At 74.4% G+C, this 15822-nt stretch carries 8 protein-coding genes and 2 pseudogenes; 2 read left to right on the plus strand and 8 right to left on the minus strand.

Annotated elements, in window-relative coordinates; all coding sequences use genetic code 11:
* Positions 1-123: 123 nt before the first annotated feature.
* Both ABB07_RS01860 and ABB07_RS01865 read left to right on the plus strand, forming a co-directional pair.
* Positions 124-729 (plus strand): TetR/AcrR family transcriptional regulator, encoded by a 606-nt coding sequence (locus ABB07_RS01860; protein ID WP_208896912.1) that lies wholly within the window; start codon positions 124-126, stop codon positions 727-729.
* A 53-nt stretch (positions 730-782) separates the two neighbouring features.
* A complete protein-coding gene (locus tag ABB07_RS01865) occupies positions 783-2162 on the plus strand; it encodes an NtaA/DmoA family FMN-dependent monooxygenase (protein ID WP_208896913.1) in 1380 nt (459 codons plus the stop codon).
* Here ABB07_RS01865 and ABB07_RS01870 read toward each other — a convergent pair.
* The 8 genes and pseudogenes from ABB07_RS01870 to ABB07_RS01900 form a co-directional block, all read right to left on the minus strand.
* Positions 2146-3690, minus strand: coding sequence for an ABC transporter substrate-binding protein (locus tag ABB07_RS01870; protein WP_208896914.1), 1545 nt, complete (start codon positions 3688-3690; stop codon positions 2146-2148). The genes ABB07_RS01865 and ABB07_RS01870 overlap by 17 nt on opposite strands.
* A gap of 76 nt (positions 3691-3766) precedes the next feature.
* A complete protein-coding gene (locus ABB07_RS01875) occupies positions 3767-4579 on the minus strand; it encodes an ABC transporter ATP-binding protein (RefSeq protein ID WP_208896915.1) in 813 nt (270 codons plus the stop codon).
* Positions 4569-5378, minus strand: a complete 810-nt coding sequence (locus tag ABB07_RS01880; protein ID WP_208896916.1) for an ABC transporter ATP-binding protein — start codon at positions 5376-5378, stop codon at positions 4569-4571. Before ABB07_RS01880 ends, ABB07_RS01875 begins: the two co-directional genes overlap by 11 nt.
* Entirely contained in the window at positions 5371-6240 is an 870-nt protein-coding gene (locus ABB07_RS01885; RefSeq protein WP_208896917.1) for an ABC transporter permease, read from the minus strand. The genes ABB07_RS01880 and ABB07_RS01885 overlap by 8 nt, the downstream gene beginning before the upstream one ends.
* Before the next feature lie 10 nt (positions 6241-6250).
* Entirely contained in the window at positions 6251-7279 is a 1029-nt protein-coding gene (locus ABB07_RS01890; RefSeq protein ID WP_208896918.1) for an ABC transporter permease, read from the minus strand.
* A complete protein-coding gene (locus ABB07_RS01895; RefSeq protein WP_208896919.1) occupies positions 7279-8277 on the minus strand; it encodes an aldo/keto reductase in 999 nt (332 codons plus the stop codon). Before ABB07_RS01895 ends, ABB07_RS01890 begins: the two co-directional genes overlap by 1 nt.
* Positions 8278-8346: 69 nt before the next feature.
* Positions 8347-11508 (minus strand): annotated as a pseudogene (locus ABB07_RS40445) (type I polyketide synthase); the annotation flags it as partial.
* Between the two features lie 580 nt (positions 11509-12088).
* Positions 12089-15814 (minus strand): annotated as a pseudogene (locus tag ABB07_RS01900) (SDR family NAD(P)-dependent oxidoreductase); the annotation flags it as partial.
* Between the last annotated feature and the right edge of the window lie 8 nt (positions 15815-15822).

Consider the following 15822-nt stretch of genomic DNA (forward strand, 5'->3'; position numbering starts at 1 on the left):
TGGCGAACGGCCCTGACGGGCGGCCCGGGCTGTTTCGGCCCGCTTAACCTGAGGCCACCTCAGGTTGTCCTGAGTCAGTTAAGCTGAGGCTGCCTCATGTAGTCAACCGCTGGAGGACCGGACATGGCAGCCAAGGGCCCCTACATCGCACAGCGCCCCAAGCGGGCGGACGGCCGGCGCAACTACGACACGATCCTCGCCGCGGCCCGCAAGGCCTTCGCGGTCTCCGGCTCCGACGCCTCCCTGGAGGACATCGCCGCCCAGGCCGGCGTGGCCATCGGCACCCTGTACCGGCACTTCCCCAACCGGGCCTCCCTCGTGGAGGCGGCCACCCGCGACGGCCTGGACACGCTCGTCGCCGAGGCCAGGGAGTACGCCGCCGACAGCGACCCGCTCGACGCCCTCGCCCGCTGGATGAAGCACGCCGTCGCCCACATCAGCACCTTCCGCGGCCTGGTCGGCATCCTCACCGAGGCGATGTACGACGAGGGCACCCCCTCGCACGTGGCCTGTACCGCGATGCACCGCTGCGGCGCCGATCTGCTGCGGGCGGCGCAGGAGGCGGGCCAGGTGCGCGACGACCTCACCCCCGACGACCTGTTCGACCTGCTCACGGCGGCCGGCTGGGTCAGCGAGAACGCGGCGCCGGGCCGCGACGCCGGCACCCGGGTCCTGGGCCTGATGCTGGAGGGCGTGGTCCTGCCCGGGAAGGGTTCAGTGCGGCTTTAGACCGCGTTGGGACGATGCGGCCCACCCGTCCACACGACCAGGGAGGACCTGTCGTGCCTGCGCACAGCCAGCCGAACCCCGCCCGTACCCTGCACCTGAACGTGCACCCCGTGGCCGCGGGCCACCACCCCGGCGCATGGCGGTGGCCGGGCGCCGACCCGGTGGCGTTCTCCCGGATCGAGGGGTACCTGGACGTGGCGCGGACCGCCGAGCGGGGACTGCTCGACGCGGTGTTCCTCGCCGACGTGCCCGGGCTGCACGCGGACCTCACCGACTACCCGATCGTCAACGGCCTGGAACCGACGCTGGTCCTGACCGCCATGGCCGTCGTGACCGAGCGCATCGGCCTGGTCGGCACCGCATCCACCACGTACAACGAGCCGTACAACATCGCCCGCCGGTTCCGCGCCCTGGACCTGATCAGCCACGGCCGGGCCGGCTGGAACGCGGTGACCACCTCGGGCCCGCGCGTCGCCGGGAACTTCACCGCCCACGAACCCGACTCGGCCGAACGGTACGCACGTGCCCAGGAGTTCGTGTCCGTCGTGCGAAAGCTCTGGGAGAGCTGGGCGCCCGACGCGCTGGTCACCGACGTGGCGTCCGGCCGGTACGCCGACATGGCGCGGATACGGCCGATCGACCACCACGGCTCCCACTACGACGTGGCCGGACCGATCAGCCTGCCCCCCTCCGAGCAGGGCTACCCGGTGATCTTCCACGCCGGCGTGTCCGACAGCGTGCGGACCCTGACGGCACGCACGGGCGAGGTGATGTTCAGCGCCGTCGTCGACCCGGACGCGGCGCTCGCCGACATCTCCGACATCCGCTCCCGCGCGCTCGCCTTCGGACGCCCGGCCGGATCGGTACTGTTCCTGCCGGGACTGGTCACCTCCGTCGCCGGCACGGAGGAGGAGGCGCTCGAGCGCCGGGAGGAGCTCGACGAACTCAGCGGCAACGAGGGCGCGTTGTTCGCGGTCGCCGCCACCCTCGGCCTCGACCCGGGTGACCTGGCGCTCGACCGGCCCGTTCCCGAGGCCCTGCGCGGCGGTCTGCACCGCGTCGGCGGCCACGCCCGCGCGGTGGCCCGGCTGGCCCTGGAGGGCCGCACCGTGCGCGACATCGTGCGGCGCGGCGGCGGGGGCGGGCACGTGGTGGCCGTCGGCGCGCCCGAGCAGGTCGCCGACCTGATCCAGACGTGGTTCGAGTCCGGCGCCGTCGACGGGTTCACGCTCATGCCGGACGTCACCTTCGACGGGCTGCCCGCCTTCGTCGACGAGGTGGTGCCGATCCTGCAGCGCCGTGGCCTCTTCCGTACCGCCTACGAGGGCAGCACCCTGCGCGAGCACTACGGTCTGGCGCTGCCGGACGTCGCCCCGCGGGACCGGGCCACGGTCCCGCGGGCGAGCGCCGAGCGGATCACGAGCTCAGCCTGACGCCCTCCAGCCGCGGTGAGGTGATGGCCGGGGCGAAGCCGGTGACCTGCTTCGCCCGTCCGAACAGCCACGGTGACGTGAACAGCATGATGTCCGAGCCGCTGCGCACGGTCTGAGCGGTGACCCTGCGCAGCGCCGGGCCGTAGCCGGGGCTGTCCACGGGCTGGTCGCCGGCGTCCTGGAGCGCCTTCGTCAGGGCCGGGACGTCGTAGCTGCCGTACGGGGTGTTCGCGAACGACAGCTGCTGCGCCGGCGACTCCCGGCCGAAGACGCCGCTCGGGAAGAACGCGACCTGGTGCTTGACGTACACCTTGTCGGCGACCTGGGCGACCGGGATCTGCTCCAGGGTGGTGTTGATGCCGGCCTTCTTCAGCTGGTCCTGGAGCAGTTCCGCCTCCACCCGCCGGTCGATGCCGCCGGGGCTGGAGAACCAGGTGATCGGGAACGGTTTGCCGTCGTACTTGGCCTGCTTCAGCAGGGACTTGGCCTTGGCCAGGTCGTAGGGGTAGGCGTCGGCGCTGCCCGGGTCGTAGGCGAGGTAGCCGGCGGGGAAGGGCTGCACGGTGGGCTCGCCGTGGCCGCCGTTGAGGACCTTCACCAGGGCCCTGCGGTCGATGGCGTGGTTGACGGCCTGCGTGAACAGCGGGTTGTCGAACGGCTTGAGCTTGGCGTTGACCTCGATGCTGGAGACCTGCAGGCTCGGGAACTCGTCGACGGCGAGGCCGGACGCCTTCAGGGAGGCCACCTGGGTGCCGTTGATGAAGCTGGCGAGTTGGGTCTCGCCACTGCGCAGCGCGGAGACGATGGCCTGCGGGTCGGACAGGAACTTCAGGGTGACGCCGGCGAGGTGGATGTCCTTGGCGTCCCAGTAGTGCGGGTTGCGTTTGAGGACGGCCTGCCCGTCCGGGCTGTAGCTGGTGACGGTGAAGGGTCCGGAGCCCACCGGTGCGGTGGCGAGCTGCTTCGGGTCGGCCGCGGCCGCCTTCGGACTGACGACCATGCCGGTCTTGCCGCCGAACGCGAGCGGCAGCGCGTAGTCCTTGTGCTTCAGGTGGAGCACGACGGTGGTGGGGTTGGGGGCGTCGATCGTGGCGATGGAGCCGAGCTGGCCGGCGATGCCGGAGTCGGCCTGGGTCTTGCCCCGTTCGATGCTCTTCTGCACGGCCTCGGCGTTCAGGGGGGTGCCGTCGGAGAAGGTCAGGCCCGGGCGCAGGGTGAGGGTCAGGGTGCGGCCGTCCTGGCTGTACGCCCATGTGCGGGCGATGCCGGGACGGGCGTCCCCCTTGGGACCGAGCCGGGTGATCGAGTCGTAGACCAGGCTGAGCGGGGTGACGTCGATCCCGGACTGGGAGGTGACCGGGTCCCAGGAGGAGGGCGTGGGCAGGGACCAGCTGAGGGTGCCGCCGGGGGCGGAGCCGGCCGCGCCGGTGGTGTCGCCCCCGGTGCCGCTGCACGCGGTGAGCAGGGCGGTGAGGGCGACGGCGGCGGCGGCCGTCCGGGTGTGCGGTCTGGCGCTGTGCGGGTTCACTGGGATCCTTTCCGGGCCGGGGCCACGGTGGGCTCCGGGCGGCTGGTGCGTGACGGAGCGGTCGGCGCGTCGTCGTTCACGCCGGGAGGCGGGCGAGACGGGCCTTGAGGGTGCGGGGGGCGGCGTCGAGGAGCAGTTCGGTGTACGGGTGGGCCGCGTGGGTGAGGACCTGACGGGTGGGGCCCTCTTCGACGATGCGGCCCTCGTGCAGGACGGCGACACGGTCGGCGACCTCGGCCATGCTCGGCAGGTCGTGCGAGATGACGGTGACGGCCAGTCCCAGCTCGTCGCGGAGCCGGCCCAGCAGGGCGAGGATCTGCGCGCGGCCGGAGGCGTCGAGGGCGCTGACGGGTTCGTCGCACACGAGCAGCCGGGGCCGGGTGGCCAGTGCGCGGGCGATGGCGACGCGCTGGCGCTGCCCGCCGGAGAGCCGACCGGGGGTGCGGTCGGCCAACGCCGGATCGAGTCCGACGAGGTCCAGGAGTTCGGCGGCACGTGCGGCACGGCCGGCGGCGTCGCCCTCGCGGCGCACGGCGAGGCCCTCCGTGATCGACTCGGCCGCCGTCAGGTCCGGGTCGAGGGAGCGCAGCGGGTCCTGGAAGACGTACTGGATCGTGCCCTGGCGGCGTAGCGCGCGGCGAGCGCGGTGGCCGAGGCGGGTGATGTCACGGCCGTCGAGGTGCACGCTTCCGGCGGTGGGTGTGACCAGACCGAGCACGGCCCGCGCGAGGGTCGTCTTGCCGGATCCGGTCTCCCCGATCACACCGGTGACGGTGGCAGCGGGGACACTGAGGTGCACACCGTCGAGGACGCGGTGCCGTGTGCCGTCGGGGGCCCGGTAGGTGACGCCCAAGTCGTCGACGCGCAGGACGGGTTCGTCAGCGGGCATACGGCTCCTCCTCCAGCAGGCCCGCGTCCGCCAGGAGCGAGCGGGTGTACGGGTGGGCGGGGGTGTGCAGCAGCCGCCGCGCGGGCGCCGCCTCGACGAGTTCTCCGTGGCGGAACACGCCGATGTCGTCGCAGAGTCCGCCGACGGCCTCCAGGTCGTGGGAGACGAACAGGACGGCGAGGCCGAGGCGTTCGCGCAGGGAGCGCAGCAGCGCGAGCACGTCGCGCTGGGTGCGGGCGTCGAGCGCGGTGGTGGGTTCGTCGGCGACCAGCAGGTCGGGGCGGCAGGCGACGGCGAGGGCGAGCATGGCCCGCTGCTGCATGCCGCCGGACAGCTGCGCGGGGATCTGCCGGGCGACCCGCGCTGGATCGCGCAGGCCGACCTCGGTGAGGAGACCGAGGGCGCGTTCGCGGGCTTCGGCGCGGGTGGCTCCGCCGCGCACCCGCAGCACCTCGCGCAGTTGCCTGCCGATGGTCAGGGACGGGGTGAGATACGAGCCGGGGTCCTGGAAGACGGCGCCGATCCGGGCGGCGCGCAGCGGCTGCCAGCCGCGCCGGTCGAGGCGGGTGACGTCCTGGCCCGCGAAGCGGATCCGCCCGGCCGTGACGGTGCATCCGGCGGGGAGTACGCCGAGCACGGCGCGGCAGGTGAGGGTCTTGCCGCTGCCCGACTCGCCGACGAGGCCGAGGGTCCGTCCGCGGCGCAGGGTGAACCCGACTCCGCGCACGAGGGGCGGGTCCGTGCCCGTGGCGGAGATCGTCAGGTTCTCCACGGACAGGAGGGGTTCGGAGTCAGACACGCAGGGCCTCCTTCACCGTGCCGGGCACGGCGGCCACCGGCTCGCCGCGGCGCAGGGTGTCGGCCAGGGCGTTGCACGACCACACCGTCGCGATGATGAACAGGCCCGGCCACAGCGGGCCCCACGCGTCCTGCCACAGCTGCTGGACGGTGCCGGTGAGCATGCCGCCCCAGGTGGGGTGCGGTGGCTGCACGCCGAGGCCGAGGAATGCGAGGCCGGTGGTGGCGAGGACGGCGTACCCGGCGGTCAGGGCCGTGGTGACGCCGAGCGTGGGCAGGGTCTTGCGCCAGATGTGCCGGCGCACGATCCACAGCCGGGACGCGCCGAGCAGTTCGGCGGCCTCCACGTACTGGGTGTGCGCATAGCCGAGGGCCTCGGCCCGTACGACGCGCAGCAGGCGTGGTGCGAAGAGGGCGCCGACGGCGAGGGCGGCGGTCGCCGGGCCGTTGCCGAAGACGCCGGCGACGGCGATGGCGACGACGACAGTGGGCAGGGTGAGCAGCGCGTCGACACCGCGCAGCGCGACGCCCGCGGCCCTGCGGCCGAGCAGCACCGACGCGATCCCCGGCAGGGCACCGCCCACGACACCGATGCCGACCATCGCCAGCGCGCTCAGCACGGTGGGCCGGGTGCCCGTGACAAGCCGGCTCAGGACGTCGCGGCCCAGCTCGTCGGTGCCGAACGGGTGGTGGAGGCCGGGGCCGCGCAGGATGGCGTCGGGGTTCTGGGCCAGCGGGTCGTACGGCGTGAGCGCCGGTCCGAACGCCGTGAGCACCAGCACCCCGAGCAGCAGCACGGCCGCGATGCGAGCGGACGCCGTGGGCAGGGCGGCCGCCAGTCTCCGGGAGATCCGAGTGATCATGGCGCGGTGTTCATCCCTTCCGGGTCTCGGGCCGCAGCCGTCCGATGAGGGCGTCGACCAGGAGGTTGGCGACCAGCACCACACCCACGGTGACCAGGAGCACGCCCTGGACGACGGCGGTGTCGTGCGAGGCGGCTCCGCTGAGCGCGTACTGACCGAGTCCGGGCAGCCCGAACACGGTCTCCACGACCACCGCGCCGCCGAGGAGTTCGGGCACCTCCAGGCCGATCAGCGACACCGCCGGTCCTGCGGCGGTGCGCAGCACGTGCACGAACAGCACCCGGCGCGCGCTCAGGCCGCGCAGGGTGGCGCCGACGACGAAGTTCTCGGCCAGGGCACCGGCGAGCGAGGTGCGCAGCTGCCGGGCGAGGGCGGTGGCGACGACGAAGCTCAAGGACAGCCCGGGCAGCAGCACGTGCCGCAGCCACTCCCCGATGCCCGCGGCGGGCGGCGCGTACCCGGTGGCCGGCAGCCACGTGAGGTGCACCGCGAACAGTTGCACGAGCCAGATGCCGACGAGGAACACGGGCACCGTCACGGCCAGCGAACCGAGCGCGGTCACCGCCTTGTCCACGCGCCCGCCCGGCCGCACACCCGCCGCGATCCCGGCGGGGAAGCCGATGAGCACCGCCGCCACGAGCGCGACGAGCGCCACCGACAGGTCGACGGGCAGGCGCTGGGCGATCGCGTCGGCCACCGGGATGTCGGTCAGGTACGAGCGGCCCAGGTCGCCGGTGAGGGCGTGCCCCAGCCAGGACAGGTACTGCTGCGCGAAGGGCTGGTCGAGGCCCCAGAGCCGGTGCAGCCGGGCCACGTCGGCGGCGGTGGCGTTCTCGCCCAGCCGGGCGGCGGCCGGGTCCACCGGCGACAGATGACCGAGCGTGAACACGATCAGCGAGCTGAGCAGGACCACCGGCACGACGACGAGGAAGAGCAGCACGAGGGCGCGGCGCAAGGGCCGTGCGAGCGCCGGGCGGCGGCGGACCTCCGCCGCGCCGAGCGCCGCCGGGGCGTCGCGGGACAGGGTCGGGGCGGCCATCAGCGGTCGGTGAACTGCAGGCTGAACTCGGTGAGCCGGGTGCCCTCGACCTCCTGCGCGGGCAGCGCCTCCTCGACGGCGGCGAGTTCGTCGGCGGTGAGGTCGAGTGTGGCGGCGGCGAGGTTCTCCTCGAGGTGGTCGACGCGCCGGGTGCCGGGGATCGGTACGACGTCGGAGCCGCGGTGGTGGACCCAGGCCAGGGCGAGCTGGCCGACGGTGACGCCCTTGTCCTTGGCCAGCGGGGCGAGCCGGTCGACGAGGGCGAGGTTGTGGGGGAGGTTGCGGGCGGTCAGCCGGGGCTGGGCCAGGCGCCGGAAGTCGTGCTCGCCGAAGGCGGACACGTCGCGGTAGCGGCCGGTGAGGAACCCGCGGCCGAGCGGCGCGTTGGGCACGATGCCGATGCCCAGCTCGCGTGCCGTGGGGGCGGTCTCCGCCTCGATTCCGCGTGACCACAGGGACCACTCGGTCTGCAGCGCGGTGATCGGGTGCACGGCGTGGGCGCGCCGGATGGTGGCCGCTGCGGCCTCGGACAGGCCTATGAAACGGACCTTTCCGGCGGTGACGAGTTCGGCGAGCGCGCCGACGGTTTCCTCGATGGGCACGGCCGGGTCGACGCGGGCCTGGAAGTACAGGTCGATGTGGTCGAGCCCGAGCCGGTGCAACGAGTCGTCGGCGGCCTGCCGCACGTACGCGGCGTCACCGCGCACGGCGTGGCCGATCCCGCTGCCGCTGCGCACCACGCCGAACTTCGTGGCGACGACCGCCTGTTCACGCCGGCTGCCGGCGAGGGCCTTGCCGATGAGTTCCTCGCTCGCGCCGTTGCCGTACACGTCGGCGGTGTCGATGAGCGTGACGCCCAGGTCGAGGGCCCGGTGGATGGTGGCGATCGACTCGGCGTCGTCGGTGGGCCCGTAGAACTCGCTGATGCCGAGCCCTCCGAGGCCCTGCGCGGCGACTTCGAGGGTGCCGAGGCGGCGCGTGGGCAGGCCGTCGCTCATGGGTTTCCTCCCGCTGGTCATGCCGTACGTGCGTGCGCTGCTGCGTGCCGCTCAGCATGTCCGGGCGGGCTAAACCGCCTCTGAAGCCGGCACGGGGTGCGCGGGCAGCGTGCGGTGCAGGTGGGCGGCGAGTGCGGCGGGGGTGGGGTGGTCGAAGACGACGACGGGCGCGAGTTCGAGTCCGGTGTCCGCGCACAGCCGGTTGCGCAGGTCCAGCAGGGCGAAGGAGGTCAGCCCCACCTCCTGGAACGCGGCGTCGCCCGCGACGGCGTCGGGCCCCTCGTGGCCGAGGACCTCCGCGGCGTGCGCCCTGATCCGCTCCAGCAGAAGCCGTTCGCGTGCCGGCCCCTCGGCAGCGGTCAGCAGGCCCCCGAACCCGCCGTCCGGGTCGGGGCGTTGAAGGTTCTGAGGTGCTGCGGCGCCGGGGTGCGGGCCGGGTGTGGTGAGCCAGTACCGCTGCCGCTGGAAGGGGTAGGTGGGCAGTTCGGTCGGCGGAGTCACGGGGGTGTGCCGTAGGGCCTCCTCGGCGGGTGCGACGGTACGGCCGTGCAGGGTGAGCGTGGTGAGCGCCAGGTCGAGGGCCTGGGTCTGCGGTAGGTCGCGGCGCTGGAGCGGCACATGGACCGTGTCGGGCTGGGCGACGGCGATCAGCGGGGTGAGGGTCGCATCGGGGCCGACCTCCAGGTACGTCGGATGACCGGCGTGCGCTTCGGCGAGAGCGCGCAGCCCGTCGTGGAAGCGGACGGTGCCGCGGGCGTGCCGGGCCCAGTAGCCGGGGTCGGCGAGGTCTCCCGGGCCGGCGGTCGTCCCGGTGACGTTCGAGGCGAGCGGCAGCCGGGGCGGGGCCGCGGTGAGCGTGCGGGCCGTGGCGTGCAGGGCGTCGAGCACGGGGTCCATGTGCGGGGAGTGGAAAGCATGGCTGACGGTGAGCCGGCGGGTGCGGTGGCCGAGCTTCGCGCAGCGTTCCTCGACGGCGCGTACGGCGTCGAGGTCGCCGGAGACCACCGTGGACCGTGTCCCGTTGACGGCGGCGACGGCGATCCGGTCCGCGTGCGGGCGCAGCAGGGGACGGACGTGGCGTTCGGCGGCCTGGACGGAGAGCATGGCGCCGCGTTCCCGCGGCAGCCGTTCCATCGACAGGGCGCGGGCCGCCACGAGTGCCACGGCGTCGTCGAGGCCGAGGACACCGGCGACGTGGGCGGCGGCGAGTTCCCCGATGGAGTGCCCGATGACGGCGTCGGCGCGCAGCCCGTGCGCCTCCAGCAGCCGTACGAGTGCGAGCTGGAAGGCGAAGAGGGCGGTCTGGGTGTAGCCGGTCCGCTGCAGCAGGTCCGCCTCGGGGGTGCCGGCGTCAGCGAACATGACCTCCTTCAGCGGCAGCGGAAGGTGGCCGCTCAGCTTCGGTGCGAGGCGGTCCAGTACGTCATCGAGGGCGGCGCCGAACACGGTGTGGGCTGCGTACAGGTCGCGTCCCATGCCGGCCCGCTGGGAACCCTGGCCGGAGAAGGCCAGGACGAGCGGTCCCGCAGCGCGGGGCGAGACGAGGGCGAGCCCGGGAGCGGGCCTGCCGTCGGCGAGGGCGCGCAGGGCGTCCCGCAGCGAGCCGCGGTCGGTGCCGGTGACGGCCGCGCGGCGCGGGAAACGGGTGCGGCCGTGCGCCAGCCAGTGGGCGATGTCGTCGGTCGGGGCGCCGGGCGCCCCGTCGAGATGGGCGAGCAGCGCGGCGGCCGCGTCCCGCAGGGCCTGGTCCGTGCGGGCGGTGATGATCCAGGGGCGCGGGGGCCGCGGGAGCGAGGGGGCTGTGGTGTGGGGGGCGGTCGCGTCCCTGGCCGGCGCAGCCGGGGCCGGGAGGTGCGCGGTGGGAAGGTACGGCGGCGGGGCCGGGAGGTCCGGGGCCTCCTCCAGAACGACATGGGCGTTGGTGCCGCTGATGCCGAAGGAGGAGACGGCGGCGCGGCGCGCCCGTCCCTCGGTGCGGGGCCAGGGCCGAGGCTCGGTGAGCGGACGGACGGGCCCTGCGGACCAGTCGATGTGCGGCGAGGGGCGGTCGACGTGGAGGGTCGCGGGGAGCTTCTCGTGGCGCAGGGCCTCGATGGTCTTGATGACGCCCGCGACGCCCGCGGCGGCCTGGCTGTGGCCGATGTTGGACTTCAGCGAGCCGATCCACAGGGGCGCTTGACGACTCTTGCCGTAGGTGGCGAGCAGCGCGTGGGCCTCGATGGGGTCACCGAGAGTGGTCCCGGTGCCGTGTGCCTCGACGGCGTCGACCTCGTCGGGGGTGAGGCGGGCCTGGTCGAGGGCGCGGCGGATGACGCGTTCCTGTGCGGGGCCGCTCGGCGCGGTCAGTCCGTTGCTCGCGCCGTCCTGGTTGACGGCGCTGCCGCGCACCAGGGCGAGCACGGGATGCCCGAGTCGCCGGGCGTCGGAGAGCCGCTCCACGAGCAGCATCCCGGCGCCCTCGGCGAGCCCCGTACCGTCGGCCGCGGCGGCGAACGCCTTGCACCGCCCGTCCGGGGCGAGTCCGCGCTGCCGGCTGAATTCCAGGAACACCCGCGGCCCGGCCAGCACGCACACGCCGCCGACGAGAGCGAGCCGGCACTCCCCCGCGCGCAGCGCCTGCCCCGCCAGGTGCAGGGCGACGAGTGAGGAGGAGCAGGCCGTGTCCACGGTGACCGCGGGGCCTTCGAGGCCGAGCGTGTAGGCGAGCCGGCCCGAGGCGACGCTCGCGGCGTTGCCCGTCATGAAGTGGCCGTCGAGCTCACCGGGGACTTCGTGGGGGCGGGGCGCGTAGTCCTGGGCGACGAGGCCGACGAACACCCCGGTGTCGCTGCCGCGCAGCGACACCGGGTCGATGCCGGCGCGTTCGACGGCCTCCCAGCCGGTCTCCAGGAGCAGGCGCTGCTGGGGGTCCATGGTGAGCGCCTCGCGCGGCCCGATGCCGAAGAACGCGGCGTCGAAGTCACCGGGGGAGGTCAGGAAGCCGCCGTGCCGGGCGTAGCTGGTGCCGGGCCGCGCCGGGTCGGGGTCGTACAGCGCGTCGAGGTCCCAGCCGCGGTCGTCGGGGAACGGACCGACGGCGTCGCGCCCTTCGTCGACCAGGCGCCACAGGGCGGCGGGCGAGTCGGCGCCGCCGGGCAGCCGGCAGGCGGTGCCGATGACGGCGAGGGGTTCGCGGGCGCGTTCCTCGGCGGCGTCGAGGGCCTGGCGCGTGCGTCGCAGATCGGTGGTGGCCCGCTTGAGATAGTCGCGGAGCCGGTCCTCGGTGGTCGTGGTCGTCATGGCGTGTCTGCACTCCTGTGCGTGCGGCTGGCGCGTTCGGCGTCGTGTCGGCGCGTTCGGCGTCGTGTCGGCGTGTTCGGCGTCGTGTCGGCGTGTTCGGCGTCCTGCCGGCTGATGCGGCGTCGTGCCGGTGAGCGGGGCGCGGGCGGCCGAGGCCGTTCCGCCCACGCCCCGGGTGCTGTCGGTGCGGGCCGGCGTCAGCGCGGGTCCGGTGTCTCGATCTCCTGGTCCAGCGCCGCGAAGAGTTCCTCGTCGGTGACGTCGCTGAGGTCGCCCTGCGCAGGTCCGGGCGCCGGAACCCCGGTCGCCGGGACCTGTTCGTCCAGCCTGCGCAGCGCCGCCCGCAGCCGTGCGCGTACGGCGGCGTGGGTTTCGCTTCCGTGCCGCAGGGTCGGTACGAGCGCCTCGATCCGGGCGAGTTCGTCGAGCGGCGAGGTGTCGTGCGCGTTGCCGGCCGGAGCGAGCGCTCGGTGAGGTGGCGGGCCAGCGCGGTCGGTGTCGGATGGTCGAAGACGGTGGTGGCGTGGAGTTTGAGTCCGGTCGCGCCGGCGAGCCGGTTGCGCAGTTCGAGGGCGGTCAGGGAGTCGAACCCGATGTCCTTGAAAGCCCGTTCGTCACCGCCGGCGCGGTCCGCGGGCCGGCCGAGGACGGCGGCGGCGTGGGCCTGGACCAGGGTGAGCACGGCCTCGACGCGCTCCTGCGGGCCGAGCGCGGCGAGCCGGTCGCGCAGGGCTTCGCCACCGTGCTCCCCCGTGGCCGCCCGCGCGGCGAGCCGTCGGCCGGGTGCGCGCAGCAGCCCGCGCCGCAGGATCACGGGCACACTCTCGGGCGTGGTGCCGGGCGGCAGGTGGAAGCGTGCCGCGGCGACGGCCGCGTGCGGCGCCCGGACGGCGGCGTCGAGGAGGGCGAGCCCCTGGGCGGCGTCCATCGGGGCGACTCCGCCGCGCGCCATCCGAGCCCGGTCGGTGTCGTCCAGGTGCCCGGTCAGGCCGCCGTCCCCGGCCCACAGGCCCCAGGCCACGGAGGTGGCGGGCAGTCCGTCGGCCGCCGCGGCCCGCGCCGCCAGGGCATCCAGGTAGGCGTTGGCGGCGGCGTAGTTGCCCTGTCCCGCGCCGCCGACGAGGCCGGACAGGGAGGAGTAGAGGACGATGCCGGCGAGGTCCGCACCGCGAGTCAGTTCGTACAGGTGGCGGGCGGCCGTCGCCTTGGGCGCGAGTACGGCGTCCAGGCGCGCGGCGTCGAGGGAGGCGAGGACACCGTCGTCGAGCACACCTGCGGCGTGCAGTACGAGCGTGAGCGGGTGGGCGTCGGGAATCCGGGCGAGCACGGCGGCCAGCTGCTGCCGGTCCGCGACGTCGGCGGCCTCGACGGTGACCTCGGCGCCCGATTCGGCCAGCTCAGCGACGAGTTCCCGGGCGCCGGGGGCGTCGGGGCCGCGCCGTCCGACGAGCACCAGGTGCCGGATGCCGTACCGGGTGACGAGGTGCCGTGCGGCGTGCGCGGCCAGCGAGCCGGTGCCGCCGGTGATGAGAGCGGTGCCGGCCGGGTCGGGCGCCTGCGGGAGGGTGAGCACGAGCTTGCCGGTGTGCCTGGCCTGGGCGAGGTGCCGCAGCGCGGCGGGCGCGTGGGTGACGGGCCAGGCCGAGACGGGCAGCGCGGGCAGGGCGCCGCTCTCCAGGAGCGGCAGCAGCTCGCCGAGGATCGCGGCGATCCGCTCGGGCCCGGCGTCCATGAGCTCGAACGCCCGGTAGGAGACGCCCGGCCGGATCGCCTGAACGTCATCGGCGTCTCTGATGTCCGCCTTGCCCATCTCGACGAACCGTCCGCCGGGGCCGAGAAGCCGCAGCGAGGCGTCGACGAAGTCCCCGGTGAAGGAGTTCAGGACGACGTCGAACCCGCCGTCCCCGGCGGCCGTACGGAAGTGTTCCTCGAAGTCGAGGGTGCGCGAGGACGCCACGTGCCGTGCGTCGAGGCCGAGGCCGTGCAGGACCGGCCACTTGCCGGGGCCGGCGGTGCCGAACACCTCGGCACCGAGGTGGCGCGCCAGGTGCACGGCGGCCTGCCCCACGCCGCCCGCCGCCGAGTGCACGAGGATCCGCTGCCCGGCCTCCAGCCGTGCCAGGTCCACGAGCGCGTACCAGGCGGTCAGATAGGCGGCGGGAAGGGCGGCCGCCCGGGCGAACGTCCAGCCGTCCGGGATACGGGCCACCAGTCGGCGGTCGGTGACGGCGACCGGCCCGATCCCCCCGCCGAACAGCCCGGTGACCCGGTCGCCGACGGCGACGTCCGCCACCCCCGACCCGACCTCGGTGACCACGCCGGCGGCTTCGGTGCCGAGCGGGGCAGTCCCCGGGTAGCTGCCGAGCGCGATGAGCGCGTCACGGAAGTTGAGCCCGGCGGCGCGCACGGCGATGCGGATCTCCCCCGGGGCGAGCGGCCCGGTGGCGTCGGGTGCCGGCTCCAGGGTGAGGTCGTCGAGAGTGGTGCCGGCCGGAGCGAGCCGCCACGCGTCGGCGCCGGCCGGCGGGGTGAGCGCAGGTGCGGCCAGGGGCACGAGCGCCGGCACGTACAGCTCACGTTCGCGTACGGCGACCTGCGGCTCCCCCGAAGCCAGCGCGGCTGCGAGTACGGCGTCGTCCACGACGTGGGCATCCTGGGAGTCCGTGTCGACGAGCACGAACCTGTGCGGGTTCTCGGTCTGGGCGCTGCGCACGAGGCCCCACACCGCAGCGGTCGCCGGGTCGGCGAGGCGGTCGGCACGGCCGGTGGCCACACCGCGCCGCGTGTGGACGACGAGGGTGGCGTCCTGTGTCCGCTCGTCCGCCAGCCACGCCTTCAGGACACCGAGGACGGTCCCGACCACCGGACCGGGCAGCTCGTCGGGGCCGGTGGAGACGGGCACGACGACGACGGGCGGTACGTCACCCACCGGAAGCTCGTGCGCGACGACCTCCTCCGGCCGTATGGTCCTCACGTCGTGGATCGAAGGGGCTGCTTCGGGCCACGCCCGCGCCACCCATTCGACGACGTGGAGGCTGTCGTCCGGATCGCCCTCGGGGGTGGTGGGCCGGAGCAGTGAACCGTCCGGCAGCTCGCGCAGCGTGAGCTCCTCGGCGTGCGCGACGAGTTCACCCTCCGGATCGGCCAGGATCACGCTGATCCCGCCGTTTCCGGTCCTGCGCAGCCGTACGCGCACTGCTGTCGCCTCGGCGGCCCGCAGCGCGAAGCCGCTCCAGGAGAAGGGGAGTTGCGTGCCCCCGGCGCCGTCCTCCGAGCCCAGGAGCCCCGCCGCGAGCGGGTGCAGGGCCGCGTCGAGGAGCGCCGGATGCAGGGGATGGCGGGAGACGTCTGCGCGCAGGCGTCCCTCGTCGGGCAGGACCACGTCGGCGAGGACGTCGTCGCCGTGCCGCCAGACCGCCCGGACGCCGCGGAAGGCGGGCCCGTACGTGTAACCGCGCGCCGCGAGCTCGTCGTAGAGCCCCTCGACCGGTACGGGTGTCGCACCGGGCGGTGGCCACACACCTGCCGGCCGGAAGTCCGGCTCGGCGGCGTGCGACGGCTCGTGCGTCAGGACGGCCGTGGCATGGCGTACCCAGGATGCGTCCGGGCCGCCCGTGCGTCGCGCGTGCACGGTGACTTCGAGCCGCCCCTCGTCCCCGTCGGGGCGTACGGTCGCCTGCAGATCGACGGGCGTGCCGTCCAGCACGAGGGGTGCCCACAGGGTGAGTTCGTCGACGTAGGGAGCGCCCGCGTGTTCCCCGACGAGCAGGGCGAGGTCGACGAAGGCGGTGCCCGGCAGGACGACCGTGTCACCGACGGCGTGGTCGGCGAGCCATTCCGGGTCGGCGCCGGTGCCGATCCGGCCGGTGTACAGGGTCGTGCCGTCGGCGAGGGTCGTGGTGGCGCCGGTGAGCGGATGGTCGGTGACGTCGAGCCCCAGGAGGCCCGGATCACTGCGGTCGGGTGTGATGTCGAGCCAGTAGGGGTGGTGGTCGAAGGCGTACGTCGGAAGCCCGGCCGGCGGCGCCGCGTGCGGGGGCACCCGCGCCGGCCAGCGCACCGGGTAACCGTGCACGAACAGCGTGGACACCGCCGTCAGCAACGGCACATGATCGTCACGGTCACGCCGCAGCGTCCCCGTCACCACGACGCCATCGGCCCTGGCCTCGTCCACCGTGTCCTGCACCCCGGCCGTCAGCACCGGATGCGGACTGACCTCCACGAACGCCCGGAACCCGTCCGCGTACAACGCCTCCACCGCGTCCC

The sequence above is a fragment of the Streptomyces incarnatus genome, from assembly GCF_001027185.1.
In the GTDB taxonomy this organism is placed as follows: Bacteria; Actinomycetota; Actinomycetes; order Streptomycetales; family Streptomycetaceae; genus Streptomyces; species Streptomyces puniciscabiei.

What these genes read in the sequence shown, in the direction of transcription:
- ABB07_RS01860 (WP_208896912.1), top strand. Translation starts at nt 124, where the DNA reads ATGGCAGCCAAGGGCCCCTACATCGCACAGCGCCCCAAGCGGGCGGAC.
- ABB07_RS01875 (WP_208896915.1), bottom strand. Translation starts at nt 4,579, where the DNA reads ATGCCCGCTGACGAACCCGTCCTGCGCGTCGACGACTTGGGCGTCACC.
- ABB07_RS01885 (WP_208896917.1), bottom strand. Translation starts at nt 6,240, where the DNA reads ATGATCACTCGGATCTCCCGGAGACTGGCGGCCGCCCTGCCCACGGCG.
- ABB07_RS01890 (WP_208896918.1), bottom strand. Translation starts at nt 7,279, where the DNA reads ATGGCCGCCCCGACCCTGTCCCGCGACGCCCCGGCGGCGCTCGGCGCG.
- ABB07_RS01895 (WP_208896919.1), bottom strand. Translation starts at nt 8,277, where the DNA reads ATGAGCGACGGCCTGCCCACGCGCCGCCTCGGCACCCTCGAAGTCGCC.